Annotated in this window: 15 protein-coding genes, 1 tRNA gene and 1 pseudogene; 9 read left to right on the forward strand and 8 right to left on the reverse strand. The window is 71.9% G+C overall.

What is annotated here, in order from left to right; genetic code table 11:
- Nucleotides 1–236, reverse strand: a pseudogene (locus PV410_RS30095) (hypothetical protein); the annotation flags it as partial.
- 217 nt (nt 237–453) lie between these two features.
- On the opposite strand from PV410_RS30095, the gene PV410_RS30100 reads away from it, so the two are divergent.
- Nucleotides 454–1,137 carry a helix-turn-helix domain-containing protein gene (locus PV410_RS30100; protein ID WP_500328915.1) on the forward strand — a complete coding sequence of 228 codons (684 nt, stop codon included), beginning with the start codon at nt 454–456 and terminating at the stop codon, nt 1,135–1,137.
- Between the two features lie 45 nt (nt 1,138–1,182).
- Here the strand turns inward: PV410_RS30100 and PV410_RS30105 are convergent, their stop codons facing one another.
- The 5 genes from PV410_RS30105 to PV410_RS30125 all read right to left on the reverse strand — a co-directional run bounded on the left by PV410_RS30105 (nt 1,183) and on the right by PV410_RS30125 (nt 6,715).
- The gene (locus PV410_RS30105; protein ID WP_500328916.1) at nt 1,183–2,043 is read right to left on the reverse strand and encodes a universal stress protein; all 861 of its coding nucleotides are present in this window, start codon (nt 2,041–2,043) and stop codon (nt 1,183–1,185) included.
- A gap of 125 nt (nt 2,044–2,168) precedes the next feature.
- Entirely contained in the window at nt 2,169–3,182 is a 1,014-nt protein-coding gene (locus tag PV410_RS30110) for a zinc-dependent alcohol dehydrogenase family protein (protein WP_500328917.1), read from the reverse strand.
- A 121-nt stretch (nt 3,183–3,303) separates the two neighbouring features.
- Nucleotides 3,304–3,621 (reverse strand): FmdB family zinc ribbon protein, encoded by a 318-nt coding sequence (locus PV410_RS30115; RefSeq protein ID WP_500328918.1) that lies wholly within the window; start codon nt 3,619–3,621, stop codon nt 3,304–3,306.
- Nucleotides 3,622–3,687: 66 nt separating this feature from the next.
- On the reverse strand, nt 3,688–4,941 hold the full coding sequence (locus tag PV410_RS30120) for an MFS transporter (protein ID WP_500329010.1): 1,254 nt from the start codon (nt 4,939–4,941) through the stop codon (nt 3,688–3,690).
- Nucleotides 4,942–5,215: 274 nt separating this feature from the next.
- Nucleotides 5,216–6,715 carry a potassium/proton antiporter gene (locus PV410_RS30125; protein ID WP_500329011.1) on the reverse strand — a complete coding sequence of 500 codons (1,500 nt, stop codon included), beginning with the start codon at nt 6,713–6,715 and terminating at the stop codon, nt 5,216–5,218.
- A gap of 166 nt (nt 6,716–6,881) precedes the next feature.
- Here PV410_RS30125 and PV410_RS30130 point away from each other — a divergent pair, with 166 nt between their 5' ends.
- A complete protein-coding gene (locus PV410_RS30130; protein WP_500328919.1) occupies nt 6,882–9,716 on the forward strand; it encodes a penicillin acylase family protein in 2,835 nt (944 codons plus the stop codon).
- A 94-nt stretch (nt 9,717–9,810) separates the two neighbouring features.
- Here the strand turns inward: PV410_RS30130 and PV410_RS30135 are convergent, their stop codons facing one another.
- The gene (locus tag PV410_RS30135) at nt 9,811–10,407 is read right to left on the reverse strand and encodes a 5-formyltetrahydrofolate cyclo-ligase (RefSeq protein WP_500328920.1); all 597 of its coding nucleotides are present in this window, start codon (nt 10,405–10,407) and stop codon (nt 9,811–9,813) included.
- A gap of 80 nt (nt 10,408–10,487) precedes the next feature.
- Here PV410_RS30135 and PV410_RS30140 point away from each other — a divergent pair, with 80 nt between their 5' ends.
- From PV410_RS30140 to PV410_RS30170, 7 genes are all read left to right on the forward strand, one after another.
- The gene (locus tag PV410_RS30140; RefSeq protein ID WP_500328921.1) at nt 10,488–11,396 is read left to right on the forward strand and encodes a UTP--glucose-1-phosphate uridylyltransferase; all 909 of its coding nucleotides are present in this window, start codon (nt 10,488–10,490) and stop codon (nt 11,394–11,396) included.
- Complete coding sequence (locus tag PV410_RS30145; RefSeq protein WP_500328922.1) at nt 11,393–12,736, forward strand: molybdopterin molybdotransferase MoeA; 1,344 nt, start codon at nt 11,393–11,395, stop codon at nt 12,734–12,736. The genes PV410_RS30140 and PV410_RS30145 overlap by 4 nt, the downstream gene beginning before the upstream one ends.
- Nucleotides 12,737–12,792: 56 nt before the next feature.
- Complete coding sequence (gene moaC / locus PV410_RS30150; RefSeq protein ID WP_500328923.1) at nt 12,793–13,275, forward strand: cyclic pyranopterin monophosphate synthase MoaC; 483 nt, start codon at nt 12,793–12,795, stop codon at nt 13,273–13,275.
- Complete coding sequence (locus PV410_RS30155; RefSeq protein WP_499512326.1) at nt 13,272–13,760, forward strand: MogA/MoaB family molybdenum cofactor biosynthesis protein; 489 nt, start codon at nt 13,272–13,274, stop codon at nt 13,758–13,760. The genes moaC and PV410_RS30155 overlap by 4 nt, the downstream gene beginning before the upstream one ends.
- Complete coding sequence (locus PV410_RS30160) at nt 13,757–14,377, forward strand: GNAT family N-acetyltransferase (protein ID WP_500329012.1); 621 nt, start codon at nt 13,757–13,759, stop codon at nt 14,375–14,377. Before PV410_RS30155 ends, PV410_RS30160 begins: the two co-directional genes overlap by 4 nt.
- A gap of 140 nt (nt 14,378–14,517) precedes the next feature.
- Nucleotides 14,518–15,399 (forward strand): divisome protein SepX/GlpR, encoded by an 882-nt coding sequence (sepX, locus tag PV410_RS30165; protein WP_500328924.1) that lies wholly within the window; start codon nt 14,518–14,520, stop codon nt 15,397–15,399.
- Nucleotides 15,400–15,461: 62 nt separating this feature from the next.
- Nucleotides 15,462–15,535: transfer RNA gene (locus PV410_RS30170), tRNA-Ala, on the forward strand.
- Between the two features lie 73 nt (nt 15,536–15,608).
- Here PV410_RS30170 and PV410_RS30175 read toward each other — a convergent pair.
- The gene (locus PV410_RS30175; protein WP_500328925.1) at nt 15,609–15,785 is read right to left on the reverse strand and encodes a tyrosine-type recombinase/integrase; all 177 of its coding nucleotides are present in this window, start codon (nt 15,783–15,785) and stop codon (nt 15,609–15,611) included.
- Nucleotides 15,786–15,833: the final 48 nt, after the last annotated feature.

Raw genomic sequence — 15,833 nt, forward strand, 5'->3', positions numbered from 1 at the left:
GCGGCGGCCAGCGCGGCCGCGGTCATCGCCAGGCCCGCGGCCATCATCCGCCGCCGGCGGCGCAGCGCGCGCCGCAACCGGTGCCGCCCGCCACCCGCCCTGATCGGTGCGAACACCGGAACCGCGCACGTGGCGGGCGCGCCCGCCCCCGCCCCCGCCGGCGGCTCCGGCACCTCGCCGCCGTCCGTCCACAGCGCGCAGCCACCGCTGTCCACCATCTCGACCACCCCCGTCATAGGGCCCTCGTCCACCGGCGCATCCGGCCTGGCAGGACCACCATGACGCATCGCGGCGCGGCCCCTCGGCGGCCTGTGGAGTACCGACCGGTTGTGGATAACTCGGTCACCCGTTCGAGGGGATGGGCCGGGCGGGTCTGGCGGCGCGGCGCCCGCGGTGGTGTGCTTGCTGGTAACGAACCGAAGCGTCCGAGCCCGAGAGCGGGAGGTGGTCGACGTGCCCAGGCAGTCATTGCGCGACGGCCCGTCCGAGAGGTCGAGAGCCCATCCGGGGGACGTCAGCCGTCGCGTCGCGCAGCGGCGGGAACAACTGGGGCTCAGCCGCGAGGAAGTGGCCGCCAAGGCCGGTATGACGCCGAGCTACGTGCGGTACGTGGAGGAGCAGTGCCATCACACCATCGGGACCAACGCCCTGCTCCGGCTCGCGGGGGCGCTGCGGACCACCGCCAGCCACCTCCTGGGGGGCGACGCCGAGCACGTCCCCGGGGAGACGGAGGCCGCGGGCCCGCCGGTGATGGAGGAACTGCTGTCGCAGGAGTGCTGGACCCGGCTGTCCGGCCATGACGTCGGCAGGATCGCGCTCACCACCGGCGGCGGCCACCCCGCGGTCGTCCCGGTGAACTACGCGGTCGTCGACGGGGCGATCGTCTACCGCACGGCCGCGGGCGCACCCCCGTCCCTCGCCCAGGGCAGCGAGGTCGCCTTCGAGGTCGATCAGCTCGACGCCTGCCTCAGCGCGGGATGGAGCGTGCTCGTCCTCGGGGTCGCCGAGCACGTCGTCGATCCTGAGGATGCTCGCGTCCTGGAGGCCCACCCCGGCCCGTGGTCCGGGGGTGAGGACGATCTGTGGATACGCATCGTCCCCACCCACATCACGGGCAGCCTCATACGCACCGTGTAGCGCGCGGAGAGACCTTCGCGGCCCGCCTGCCCAGGGGATCCGGGGTCAAGGGTGGTGGAAGACGGCCACGGGACAGTGTGCGTGGTGCAGCACGGCGTGGGTCACATGGGCCAGCCGGCCGCTGGAGCGCTGATGCCGTCGGGCACCAGCGACGAGCAGATCGGCATGGGCCGAGGCATCCACCAGGGCACCGCTCGCGGAGGAGGCCTTGGCCAGGTCCACGGTCACGGTGATGTCCGGATACTCCTCGCGGATCGTGTCGGCGACATGCTGCTCCGCCGCTGCCTCCCGGTCACCGACCGACGTGGCGTCGTCCAGCCCCGGCACCATCTCGCCCACGGCCCCGAGCAGGCTCCATGCGGTCAGCAGGCGCAGGGTGGCCTTCCGTAGCCGGGCCTCGTCGGCGGCGAAGCGCACGGTGGCCAGATCGGTCTCGTCCCGGATCCCGACCAGGACGACACCGGTGGACGGCTGCTCGCTGCCCCGCACGACGACCACGGGCCCGCGAGCCTGGGTCGCCACCCGCAGCCCGACCGAGCCCAGCAGCAGTGCGTGGAAGCCACCGCGTCCACGGCAGCCGACGACGGTCAGACCCTCCGCCAGGGATTGGGCCAGCAGGCTTTCGGCGGGCTTGCCCTTGCCGAGTGAGGTGGAGACCGCCAGGTCGGGATAGCGGCCGGTGGCCGAAGCCGCCGCTTCGTCCAGCAGGGCGCGGCCGCCGTCGAGGACCAGCTGTGCGGTCTCGGGGGACAGGTTCCTGCCGGAACGGGTCTCGATGCCGGCCGCGTGCAGGATGTGCAGCGGGCGATCGCGCAGCACGGCCTCACCGGCGGCCCACATCACCGCAGCGGTGGCGCGGGGCGAGCCGTCCGTGCCGACCACGACCGGTCCGTGGGTGGTGTCCATGGCGGTGCCTCCTTCTCGCTGTCGCCCGGCTCCGTCCCCACCCGTCCCCACCCGTCCCGTTCGGCACCGCCCACGGCACCGCCCACGGCACCGCCCACGGCGCCGTCCACGGCCCCGTCCACCTCTCAGCCCGGCACCAGGACCGCCGCACCGTTGACGCGGTCGGCGGCCAGGTCGGACAGCGCCCGGTCCGCGTGGTCCAGGGGATAGGGAGTGGCGGTCACCCGGATCCCGATCCTGGCGGCCAGGGCCAGGAATTCCTGTCCGTCCTGTCGTGTGTTGGAGGTGACGCTGCGCAGACTGCGTTCCTGGAACAGATGGCGCTGGTAGTTCAGTGCCGGGATGTCGCTGAGGTGGATGCCCGCGATCGCCAGCGTGCCGCCCCGGTCCAGGGCCTCCAGGGCGGGCGGCACCAGGTCGCCGACCGGGGCGAAGAGGATGGCGGCGTCCAACGGCTCCGGTGGCCGGTCCGCTGCCGCGCCCGCGGAGGCGGCACCGAGCTCCAGCGCGAGCTCCCGCGCCGGCTCCGAGCGGGTCAGTACGTGCACGGTCGCCCCTTCGGCCAGCGCGACCTGGGCGGCGATGTGCGCGGACGCGCCGAAGCCGTAGATGCCCAGCCGCCCGCCGGCCGGCAGGTCGCTGCGGCGCAGGGCGCGGTAGCCGATGATGCCCGCGCACAGCAGGGGCGCCAGGTGCACGGCGTCACGGCCGTCGGCGTCCTCGGGCAGCGCGTAGGCGTAGTCCTCGGGCACGGTGGTGAAGTCGGCGAAGCCGCCGTCGGCGTCCCAGCCGGTGTAGAGCGAGTACGGGCACAGGTTCTCGCGGCCGGTCAGGCAGTAGGCGCAGTTCCCGCACGTGCCGCGGAGCCAGGCGACGCCCACCCGGTCGCCCTCGGCGAAGCGGCCGGCCCGCTCGCCGGTGCCGATGACCCGCCCCACCACCTCGTGTCCGGGGACGGTCTCCCGGCGGTGCGGCGGCAGGTCCCCCTCGGCCAGGTGCAGGTCGGTGCGGCACACGCCGCACGCCTCCACGCGCAGCAGCAGCTCACGCGGTCCGGGCACCGGCTTGGGGCGTCCGACGCGCACCAGCGGCTCCGTGACCATGGGTCCGGGCCGGTCGACGACCCAACCACTCAGCATGTCTCCAGTCTGCGACCGAAGGCCTCGGCGCTGCAGCACGAAACCGGTCGGGCGGGCACGCAGAAAGCCCCCGTCGCCCGCGACGGGGGCCTTCACCAGACGAGGGTGCCGTGGGCTCCGCTCAGGCGGCCGAGGTGCTCGCCGAGCTGGTGGAGCCGCTGGAGGAGCCGGTTGAGCCGGCCGAGCCGCTGCTCTTGGAGTCCGAAGAGGACTTCGACTCCGAGCCGCTGCTCTTGGCGGCCGGCGTGCTGCTGGACGACGAGCCGCGGCTGTCGGTCCGGTAGAAGCCGGATCCCTTGAAGACGACGCCGACGGCGGAGAAGACCTTGCGCAGCCGGCCGTTGCAAGCCGGGCACTCGGTCAGCGGGTCGTCGGTGAACTTCTGCACCGCCTCGAGGCCCTCGCCGCAGGCGGTGCACTGGTACTGGTACGTCGGCACTTGCTCCTCCTGGCACTCTGACTCATTGAGTGCTAACGACGGTCAATAGTGCAGCATTCCGCGGCCTCAGTCCACCGTGACCGGCTCTCGGTGACCGATGCCACTGCCGTGGCCGGTTCCTGCGCCGCGTGCCGCGACCACTTCGGACCGCCTCGGCGCGAGCCGATCACGCAGCACGAGCAGCGTGACGAGTGCCAGGCCGGTGCCCACCAGCGGCACGGTGAACCCGGCGCTCGCCCCGAGCCCGTCGGCCAGCCGCCCGGCGGCGGTGGCGGCCGCCGCCTGGCCCAGCGCCACCGCGCCGGTCAGCCAGGTGAAGGCCTCCGTACGGATCCCCGCCGGCACGAGTGCGTCGACCAGGGTGTAGCCGGTGATCAGGGCCGGGGCGATGGTGAGTCCGACCAGCAGCCCGAGCCCGCCCAGCAGCGGCACGGCGTGCGCCGCCCACAGCATCGAGGTGGCCAGGGTCAGTGCCGTGTAGCCGACCACCATGCGCCGCTTGGGTCCGGACTTCCAGGCGACGGCGCCGCACGCGATGCCCGCGAGCATGTTGCCGGCCGCGAACGTCCCGTAGAGCAGGCCGTTGATCCCGGGCCGCCCGATCTCCTCGGTGAAGGCCGTCATGGAGACCTGCATGCCGCCGAAGACGGCGCCGATCCCGAGGAAGGCCACGGCCAGCACCCGCACGCCGGGCACGGTCAGCGCCGAGGCCTCCCGCTTCCGGGCCCCGGGGACGGACCGGGACGGTGCGGGCGCGGTCCGCCGCTGCGCGGCGAAGAGCAGTCCGCCGGCCAGCGTCAGCACGGCCTCGGACAGCAGCCCGGCCGCCGGGTGCACCCCGGTGGCCAGCGCCGTGGCCAGCACCGGCCCGATGACGAAGGTGAACTCGTCCGTGACCGACTCGAAGGCCGCCGCCGTCTGCAGCAGCGGCGACCCGGCCGGCAGCGTGGACGCCCAGCGGGCCCGCACCATGGGTCCGACCTGCGGCACCGAGGCGCCGGTGGGCACCGCCACCGCCAGCAGCGCCCACAGCGGCGCGTGCGCCAGCGCCAGCACGGCGAGCAGCGTCCCGGACGCCGCGTGGACGAGCACCCCGGGCAGCAGCACGGCGCCCTGGCCGAAGCGGTCGGAGAATTTGCCGCTCAGCGGGGCGAACAGCGCCATGGCGACGCCGGTGACGGCCGAGACGGCACCGGCGGTGCCGTAGGAGCCGGTGGTGTGCTGCACCAGCAGCACGATGCCGATGGTGAGCATCGCGAAGGGCTGGCGCGCGGCGAACCCGGGCAGCAGGAAGGCCCACGCACCCGGCGTGCGCAGCAGCTGCCCGTATCCCGGGCGCGCCGCGCTACGGGAAGGACGGGAGGAACCCGACGGACGGGAGGATCGGGACGAACGGGACGTACGCGTGACCGTGGATGCCACGGCCGGGCCTTTCCGCCGCCTGGTAGCGCACCCTGGACGCCTGGTCGCGTTCCTGTGCGCCGAGAGCTGTCCTCTCGCGCATGACCGAGGTAGATACCGGGTCTCTCCGGCCGCCGGGCGGTCGCGCCAGCTCTGCGTCAGGCAGAGTTGGTGGTGACTGTCGACAGCCATGTTAACGGCCGGCCCCACCGCCCGATTCCAGCCATCCGGCCAGCTTGCCGCCGCGTCCCACCGCCCGCAGCCGGGCCTCCGCCTTGTCCCGCACCGGGTCGGTGGCGACGACGAGGAGTTCGTCACCATGCCGCAGCACCGTCGTGGGCAGCGGGACGAAGCTCCTGTCCTCGCGGACGACCAGGGTGACCGCCGCGCCCGGGGGCAGGCGCAGTTCGCCGACCTCCACGCCGTGCATGCGCGAGTGCTCCGGGATCCGTACCGACAGCAGGTGTCCGCGCAGCCGCTCCAGGGGCGCCGACTCGATCCCCAGGTCCTCCGCGGCCCCCGGGTCCCCGAGCCGGAGCCTGCGGGCGACCCACGGCAGGGTCGGGCCCTGCACGAGGGTGTAGACGATCACCAGGACGAAGACGATGTTGAAGATGCGCTCGCTCTGCCGGACGCCCGCCACCATCGGGATCGTCGCCAGGACGATGGGCACCGCCCCGCGCAGCCCGGCCCAGGACAGCAGCACCTGGTCGCGGAAGGGCGTGCGGAACGGCAGCAGGCTCGCCGTCACCGACACCGGCCGCGCCACCACCGTCAGGACCAGGCCGACCACCAGCGCAGGCACGATGTCGTCGCCGAGTTCGTGCGGGGTCACCAGCAGGCCCAGCAGCACGAACAGGCCGATCTGCGCCAGCCAGGCCAGCCCCTCCGCGAAGCCCCGGGTGGCCGGGCGGTGCGGGAGCTTGGCGTTGCCCAGCACGACGGAAGCCACGTACACGGCGAGGAAGCCCGAGCCGTGCGCGAGCGCCCCGCCCGCGTAGGCGAGGACGGCGATCGCCAGGACCGCGATCGGGTAGAGGCCGGAGGCGGGCAGCGCGACGTGGCGCATCGCGAACGCGCCGAGCATGCCGACGGCCAGGCCGACCGCGGCGCCGATCGCCAGTTCCAGGGCGATCTCGCCCAGCAGCAGGCCCCAGTTGTGCACGGGCCAGTGCTCGGAGAAGGCGACCACCAAGATGACCACCGGGGCGTCGTTGAAGCCGGACTCCGCCTCGAGCACACCGGTCACCCGGCTCGGCAGCGGCACCCTGCGCAGCACCGAGAAGACGGCCGCCGCGTCGGTGGACGAGACGACCGCGCCGATCAGGAGCGCATGCCGCCAGTCCAACCCGACGAGGTAGTGCCCCGCCGAGGCCGTGATGCCGACGCTGACCGCGATGCCCAAGGTCGCCAGGACCGCCGCCGCCGGGACCGCCGGTTTGATCTCCCGCCACTGGGTGCCTAGACCACCCTCGGCCAGAATCACCACAAGTGCGGCATATCCCAGCACTTGCGTCAATTCGGCGTTGTCGAAGGCGACTCCCAGTCCGTCCTGTCCTATTGCGACCCCAATGCCCAGATAGAGGAGCAGGCTGGGCAGGCCGCTGCGCGAGGAGAGGCGCACGGCAACCACCGCTATGAGCAGCACGAGGGCGCACACCAGCAGGAGTTCATTGAGGCGGTCGACAGTCAGGAGCCGGTCCTTCCAACGAAGTTCATTGCCTTACCTAATATTTTACCTGTGCTTGGCGTTGTGGCGATCTCCATCCACAGGTAAGGACACCGCCTGGGGACCTACGGGCCGGTACGCCTAAGGTGGCCCCTAGCAATCGGTCCACCCTGCCGTTCGAAGGACATCGATGCCCGCCAAGAAGAAGTCCCGCCGCACGCGCCTCATCGTGATCGGGGTCGTGCTCGTGCTCGTGGCGGGCATCGTCTACGGGTCGTACTGGAGCGTCGCGACCGTCCGCGCCTCCCTCCCGCAGACCACCGGAACCCTGCAGCTCAAGGGCCTGACCGGCGCCGTCCAAGTGAAGCGGGACGGCAACGGCATCCCGCAGATCTACGCCGACACCGCCGAGGACCTGTTCCGCGCCCAGGGCTACGTCCAGGCCCAGGACCGCTTCTACGAGATGGACGTGCGCCGGCACCTGACCGCCGGCCGGCTGTCCGAGATGTTCGGCAGCGGCCAGGTCGAGACCGACGCCTTCCTGCGCACGCTCGGCTGGCGCCGGGTGGCGCAGCAGGAGTACGACAAGAAGCTGTCGGCCACCACGAAGGCGTACCTCCAGGCTTACTCCGACGGGGTCAACGCCTACCTGGACGGCCACTCCGGCGCCGACCTGTCGGTCGAGTACGCGGCGCTGAAGTTCAGCAACGACTACGTGCCGCAGAAGTGGACCCCGGTCGACTCGGTCGCCTGGCTCAAGGCCATGGCCTGGGACCTGCGCGGCAACATGCAGGACGAGATCGACCGCTCGCTGCTGTCGAGCCGGCTGAGCCGCAAGCAGATCGAACAGCTCTACCCCGACTACCCGTACGACCGGAACCACCCGATCGTCGAGGGCGGGAAGGTCAACGACCTCACGGACGAGTACGAACCGCGGGGAACCACCACGGAATCGGGCACGAACTCCGGAACCGGTACGGAAACCGGCACCGGCACGGGTACGGGTTCCGGCGACGGCGCTGGCGATGGCACGGGCACGGGGACCGGCACCGACGCCGCCTCCACCTCCGACGCGACGCAGAACGTCCAGTCCCAGCTGGCCTCGCTCTCCGACACCCTCGACCAGATCCCCGCGCTGCTGGGCCCCAACGGCAACGGCATCGGCTCCAACTCCTGGGTGGTCTCCGGCGAACACACCACCACCGGCAAGCCGCTGCTGGCCAACGATCCGCACCTCGCCCCGCAGATGCCCTCGCTCTGGTACCAGATGGGCCTGCACTGCAACAGCGTCGGCAAGGCCTGCCCCTTCGACGTGGCCGGCTACACGTTCTCCGGCATGCCCGGTGTGATCATCGGGCACAACCAGTCGATCGCCTGGGGCATGACCAACCTCGGTGCCGACGTGACCGACCTCTACCTGGAGAAGGTCACCGCCGACACCTACCTCTACGACGGCAAGCAGCAGCCCTTCAAGACCCGCAAGGAGACCATCAAGGTCGCCGGCGGTGACGACCGCACGATCACGGTGCGCAGCACCAGGAACGGCCCGGTCATCTCCGACCGCAGTGCCGAGCTGCGCACCGTCGGCGACCGCGCCCCGGTACCGAACTCCGCGCCCGACCGCGGCGAGGGTTACGCGGTCTCCCTGCGCTGGACGGCGCTGGACGCGTCCAACACCATGGACGCGGTCTTCGAGCTCGACACGGCGACCGACTGGGCCCAGTTCCGGGCCGCCGCCCGCGACTTCGCCGTCCCGTCCCAGAACCTGATCTACGCCGACAACAAGGGCGCCCACGGCCACATCGGCTACCAGGCCCCCGGCCGGATCCCGGTCCGCGCCAGCGGCTACGACGGCACCTACCCGGCCCCCGGCTGGGACCCGCGGTACCAGTGGAAGAAGTGGATCTCCTTCTCCGCGATGCCGTACGAGCGCGACCCGACGCGCGGCTACATCGTCACCGCCAACCAGGCCGTGGTCGACCAGGACGAGTACCCCTACCTGCTCACCCGGGACTGGGGCTACGGCACCCGCAGCCAGCGGATCAACGACCTGGTCCAGTCCAAGATCAAGGACGGCGGCCTGGTCTCCATGGACGACATGCAGGAGATGCAGGGCGACAACAGCAGTGAGATCGCCAAGCTCCTGGTGCCGTACCTGCTCAAGATCGACATCAAGGACGACAAGGACGACTACGTCCGCAACGCCCAGAAGCTGCTGGAGGGCTGGGACTACAACCAGGACTCCGACTCCGCCCCCGCCGCCTACTTCAACGCCGTCTGGCGCAACGTCCTCAAGCTGGCCTTCGGCAACAAGCTGCCCAAGGAGCTGCGCCCCGAGGGCCAGTGCCTGACCGTCCCGGCCGCCGACCGGTCCGGCCCGGTCGACGACCTCGACGGCACGTCCAAGCTGGTGCGCGAGTGCGGCCGGCGCGCCGCGGACCAGGCGCAGCCGGACGGCGGCGACCGCTGGTTCGAGGTCGTGCGCTCGATCCTGGACGACGAGGACAACCCGTGGTGGACGACCTCCCCCACGGCCTTCTACGACAAGGACAGCGGCCGGACCCGCACCACCCGTGACGAGCTGCTCGCCCAGGCCATGAAGGACGCCCGCTACGAGCTGACCGCGAAGCTCGGCAAGAACATCGACACCTGGAGCTGGGGCCGCCTCCACACGCTGGACCTGCGCAACCAGACCCTGGGCACCGGCGGTCCCGCGGTCGTCCGGTGGCTGCTCAACCGCGGCCCGTGGCAGCTCGGCGGCGGTGAGGCCGCGGTCAACGCGACCGGCTGGAACGCGGCCGGCGGCTACGAGGTCGTCTGGGTGCCGTCGATGCGGATGGTGGTCTCGCTCGACGACTTCGACAAGTCCCGGTGGATCAACCTGACCGGAGCCTCGGGCCACGCCTACAGCTCGCACTACACCGACCAGACCACCAAGTGGGCCAAGGGCGAGCTGCTGCCGTGGGTCTTCACCAAGCAGCGGGTCGACGGGGCCACGGAGGACACCCTCGCGCTGACCCCGTAGCCCGCACGGGCGGCGTGCGAGGACCAGCACGGGAGGGGGGCGGGCCGTCGGGCCCGCCCCCCTCGGCCGTCCGCCGCTCCCTCGTCCGCCTCCCTCAGCCGTCCCCGAAGCGCCGTACGCCCTCCGGGGTGACCACCGCGTCGACCGGCCGGTCGTGCGGCTCGTCGGGCACCCGGTCCAGCACCTCGTGCGCGTACAGCAGCACCACCAGAGCGGGCGTCACCCCCGCCGTGTCCAGCCGGGCCAGGACCCGGTCGTACGAGCCCCCGCCGCGGCCCAGCCGCAGCCCCCGGCCGTCGACGGCCAGCCCCGGGAGCAGGACCGCGTCCGCCCCGGTCACCGCGGCCGGGCCGAGCCGGGGGCCGGTGGGCTCGTACAGTCCGCGGGCGGTCCGCACCAGGCCGCCGGAGCCCTCGTACGGGGCCCAGTCCAGGTCGTTGTCCGGCAGCAGGACCGGCAGCAGCACCCGCTCCCCGCGCTCGCGCAGCACGTCGAGCAGCGTGCGGGTGCCGGGCTCGCCGCCCATCGACACATAGGCCGCCACCGTCCGGGCGCCTGACAATTCAGGCAGATCCAGGGCGTGTTGCGCGATCGCCCGCTCGTCCACTGTGCGTTCACGAGCCGTCAACCCGCGTCTCACCTGGAGGAGGTGCTCCCGCAACTCCCTCTTGCTAACGTTTTTGTCACTCATTTGACGCGCAACCGCCGCCTATCCCCATCAAGCAACCGCAACTTCATCTTCACCTCATATACAGCGGTTATCGTTGTCCCATGACGCACGCACGTACCCGGATTAGCAAGGCTGTGATCCCTGCCGCCGGTCTCGGCACCCGGTTCCTGCCCGCCACGAAGGCGACTCCCAAGGAAATGCTGCCGGTGGTGGACAAGCCCGCCATCCAGTACGTCGTGGAGGAGGCCGTCGCCGCGAACCTCTCCGACGTCCTCATGATCACAGGCCGGAACAAGCGTCCGCTCGAGGATCACTTCGACCGCAACTACGAGCTCGAGTCGGCGCTGACCGCCAAGGGCGACGAGGCCCGCCTGGCGAGGGTCCAGGAGTCCAGCGACCTCGCCACCATGCACTACGTCCGCCAGGGCGACCCGCGCGGCCTCGGCCACGCCGTGCTCTGCGCCGAGCCGCACGTCGGCGACCAGCCCTTCGCGGTGCTGCTCGGCGACGACCTGATCGACCCCCGGGACCCGCTGCTCGGCCGCATGATCGAGGTGCAGGAGCAGCACGGCGGCAGCGTCGTCGCGCTGATGGAGGTCGACCCGAGCCAGATCCACCTCTACGGCTCCGCCGCCGTGGCCCCCACCTCCGACGGCGACGTGGTCCGCGTGACCGACCTCGTCGAGAAGCCCGCGCCGGGCGAGGCCCCCTCCGCCTACGCCGTCATCGGGCGCTACGTGCTGGACCCGGCGGTCTTCGCGGTGCTCGGCAAGACCCAGCCGGGCCGCGGCGGTGAGATCCAGCTGACCGACGCGCTGCGCGAACTGGCCCAGCAGGACGGCCCGGACGGCCCCGTGCACGGTGTCATCTTCACCGGCCGGCGCTACGACACCGGAGACCGTGGCGACTACCTGCGTGCGATTGTCCGACTGGCATGCGAACGTGATGACCTGGGCCCGGACTTCCGGTCCTGGCTGCGCACGTATGTCAGCGAGGAGATGCAAGCTTGAGCAGTGGCACGGCCGACCGCGTCTGGTCCGTCTCGGAGCACCTCGACAACATCCTGCGGCAGCTGAAGCCGCTGGAACCCATCGAGCTGCAACTCCTCGACGCACAGGGGTGCGTCCTCGTCGAGGACGTGATGGTGCCGGTCGCGTTGCCGCCCTTCGCGAACAGCTCGATGGACGGCTACGCGGTCCGCACCACCGACACCCAGGGCGCCGACGCATCACATCCGGCCGTGCTCACCGTCATCGGTGACGTGGCGGCCGGCAGCGGCGAACTGCCCACCGTGGGGCCCGGGCAGACCGCCCGGATCATGACCGGCGCCCCGCTGCCCCCCGGTGCCGAGGCAGTCGTCCCCGTCGAGTGGACCGACGGCGGCACCGGCGGTGCTCCGGTCGTCGGCATGCCGGCCGCGAGCCGGAGCCCCGACGCCGTGGGCGGCGAGGTCAGGGTCTACCGGCCCGTGGGGCCGGGCGACCACGTCCGCGCCCGGGGCAGCGACGTCGCCGCGGGTGAGCTGGCGCTCAGCGCCGGCACGGTGCTGGGCCCGCCGCAGATCGCCCTGCTCGCCGCAGTCGGCCGGGCCACCGTACGGGTGCGGCCCCGGCCGCGGGTGGTCGTGGTCTCCACCGGCAGTGAGCTGGTCCCGCCCGGCGAGGAGCTGGGCCCGGGCCGTATCCACGACTCCAACAGCTTCATGCTCACGGCCGCCGCCCGCGAGGCCGGCGCCCAGTCCTACCGGGTGGGCGCGGTCGCGGACGACGCCGAGACCTTCCGGGCCACCGTCGAGGACCAGCTGATCCGGGCGGACCTCGTGGTCACCAGCGGAGGCGTCAGCGTCGGCGCGTACGACGTGGTGAAGGAGGCCCTCGGCGAGGAGATCGAGTTCCGCAAGCTGGCGATGCAGCCCGGCAAGCCGCAGGGCTTCGGCTTCATCGACGTCGGCGCGCGCAGCGAGGCGGAGGGCGGCGGTGAGGACGCGGACGCCGCGCCGCCGGAGCCCGAGCGCACCCCGCTGCTCGCCCTGCCCGGCAACCCGGTCAGCGCCTACGTCTCCTTCGAGCTGTTCGTCCGGCCCGCGATCCGCACCCTCATGGGCGTGGAGCCGGTCTTCCGGACGACCGTGCAGGCCGTCTGCGAGGGCGGACTGACCTCCTCGCCCAAGGGCAGGCGGCAGTTCCTGCGCGGCCGCTACCACCCCTCCACCGGCCGGGTCACCCCCGTGGGCGGGGCCGGATCGCACCTGGTCAAGGCGCTCGCCCACGCGAACGCGCTGATCGTGGTGCCCGAGGACACGACGGAGGTCGCGGCGGGCTCGGAGGTCGAGGTCGTGCTGCTCGACTGAGCGGGTACCGTTACTGCCCACGCGAGCACGCGGCGAGCAGTGGGAGTGCCGTACCGATGACAGAACAGCAGCATCTGACGCACATCGACGAGGCGGGGGCGGCCCGCATGGTCGACGTCTCGGAGAAGGACGTCACCGCCCGTACCGCCCGCGCCACCGGCCGGGTCCTGGTGTCGCCCCGCGTCATCGAGCTGCTGCGCGGCGAGGGGGTGCCCAAGGGCGACGCCCTCGCCACCGCGCGCATCGCCGGGATCATGGGCGCCAAGCGCACCCCCGACCTCATCCCGCTCTGCCACCCGCTGGCGGTCTCCGGGGTGAAGGTCGACCTGGTCGTGGGCGACTCCTCCGTGGACATCACGGCCACCGTGAGGACGACCGACCGCACCGGCGTCGAGATGGAGGCCCTCACAGCGGTGAGCGTCGCCGCGCTCACGGTCGTCGACATGGTCAAGGCCGTCGACAAGGCCGCGGTCATCACGGACGTACGGGTCGAGGAGAAGACCGGCGGCAAGTCCGGGGACTGGAGCCGCAGCCGATGAGGGCGCTCGCGATCACCGCGTCCAACCGCGCGGCCGCCGGGGTCTACGAGGACCGGGGCGGCCCGCTGATCGTCGCCGGGCTGCGGGACATGGGCTTCACGGTCGACGGCCCGCGCGTCGTCCCGGACGGCGAGCCGGTCGGCAGCGCGCTGCGGGAAGCCGTGGCCGGGGGGTACGACGTCGTCGTCACCACCGGCGGCACCGGGATCTCGCCCACCGACCGCACCCCGGAGGTCACCCGCGCCGTCCTGGACTACGAGGTCCCCGGTGTCGCCGAGGCCATCCGGGCCGCGGGCCGCGAGAAGGTGCCCACCGCCGCCCTGTCCCGTGGCGTCTGCGGTGTCGCCGGGCGCACCCTGGTGGTGAACCTCCCGGGGTCGACCGGGGGCGTCAAGGACGGCCTGGCCGTCCTGGCCCCGATCCTCGTCCATGCCGTCGAGCAGATCCACGGCGGCGACCACCCTACGTCTGGGAGACCGAGCTGAACGGGTCCTGGCCGACCGAGCTGGCGGACGGGGACGTCCTCCTCCGCCCGATAAGGATGCGCGACCAGCGGGCCTGGCGCGAGGTGAACCGGCGCAACCGCGAATGGCTACGCCCATGGGAGGCCACCGTCCCCCCGGCGCCCCCCGGCCACCTCACCCAGCGGCCCACCTACCGGCAGATGGTCCGCCATCTGCGCCACGAGGCCGCCGCGGGCCGGATGATGCCGTTCGTCATCGACTACCAGGGACGGCTCGCCGGACAGCTCACCGTCGCCGGCATCACCTGGGGCTCCATGTGCAGCGCCCACGTCGGCTACTGGGTCGACGAGGCCGTGGCCGGCCGCGGGGTCATGCCCACCGCGGTCGCGCTCGCCGCCGACCACTGCTTCCGCGCGGTGGGACTGCACCGCATCGAGGTCTGCATCCGGCCGGAGAACATGCCGAGCCGGCGGGTGGTGGAGAAACTCGGCTTCCGCGAGGAAGGCCTGCGCCCCCGCTATCTCCATATCGACGGAGCCTGGCGTGACCATCTGGTCTTCGCGTTGACGGCGGAGGAGGTGCCGGAGGGAATGCTCCACCGCTGGCACCAGGCCCGACCTGGCACGGCTCACAAATAAAATATCTGTTCGAAAATAGCCGCGGATCCGACTCCGACTTGAACGCAATCAGAAAAAAATTTCGGAGTATCAGCCAGATCGTGCGACACACCGCGCCAAATTGCGTATGCCCTGTCGCGAACCCCCCTACCGTGTGATGCGTGAGCAGCAGCGGCCTCATCTACGCAGTCATCGTCGGGGCCTGGGCTGCCTACTTGGTGCCGATGTGGCTCCGTAGGCAGGACGAGCTCAACGAAGCGCGCCCGACGGAACGCTTCAGCACCGCCATCCGGCTGTTGTCCGGACGTGCGGCACTGGAGCGCAGGTACGCCAAGACGGAGGACCCGGAATCGGAGGCCGAGGCGGAGCCCGCGGTCGACGTCCGGGCCCTTGCCGTGCCCGCGACGGAAGTGAAGCCGACGTCCCGGCAGAGCGGGCAGGCGGGCGCGTCGGGGAAGAAGGCGAAGCAGGCGAAGCAGGGCGGTCAGGCGAAGTCCGGGACGTCGAAGAAGCCCAATCCGCGGGCCAAGGTGCTCGCCGCCCGTCGCCGCACCATCACGCTGCTCTTCCTGGGCTTCACCGCGGGCATGATCGTCGCCGCCGTCGGCGGCGTCGCCTTCCTCTGGGCCCCGGCCGCGCCCGCCGTGCTGCTCACGTTCTACATCGCCTACCTGCGCGCCCAGGAACGCCGCCGGTTCGTGGTCAAGCTCGACCAGCGCCGCGCCGCCGACGCCGCCAAGCGGCTGCGTGAGGCCCGTACGACCCGCGAGCCCGCCCCTCTCGACGCGCACGACGTGGTGGAGCCCGCACCGCCCGCCGAGGAGCCCGCGACGGCCGACCGGCGCGCCCTCGTGGAGCAGACCGACCACGCCGAGTGGGTCGACCAGCAGCGCGTCCCCACCGAGGACACCTGGGAAGTCCCGGCCCCGCGGCCGACCTTCTCCACCGCCCCGGTCACCCCGCGCCGCTCCCGCGACCGCTCCCGCACCCCCCTGTTCGACCAGCACGCCGACCGCGACCGCCCCCGCGCCGCCAACGAGTGACCTCCCCGCGCCGGGGGGCGCGGAGCACCCCCGCCGGGATGCTAGAGTTTTCCTCGTTGCAAGGGCCTGTGGCGCAGTCCGGTAGCGCACCTCGTTCGCATCGAGGGGGTCAGGGGTTCGAATCCCCTCAGGTCCACAGCAGCTCAAAGCCCCTGTCGGAGAGATCCGGCAGGGGCTTTGTCGTGCCGCACAGCAGCGAAGTACAGCAACTACGGTTGATCTTGCGTGTCGAGGTGCTTGCCGAGCCTGCGCAGGGCCTTGCGTGTCGCCTCGGACGGGACATGCGTGTAGATCTCCATCGTTACCGCGATCTTGCTGTGCCGGAGGATCTGCATCGCGATCCGGGGGTGCACATCCCGCAGCGCACCGTCGTCCGGTTGATCCACACGTTCCTTGCCTGGCGAATCATCGGCACTGTGGTCTGAGGTTTCAAG

Source organism: Streptomyces sp. PA03-5A, assembly GCF_033792725.1.
In the GTDB taxonomy this organism is placed as follows: Bacteria; Actinomycetota; Actinomycetes; order Streptomycetales; family Streptomycetaceae; genus Actinacidiphila.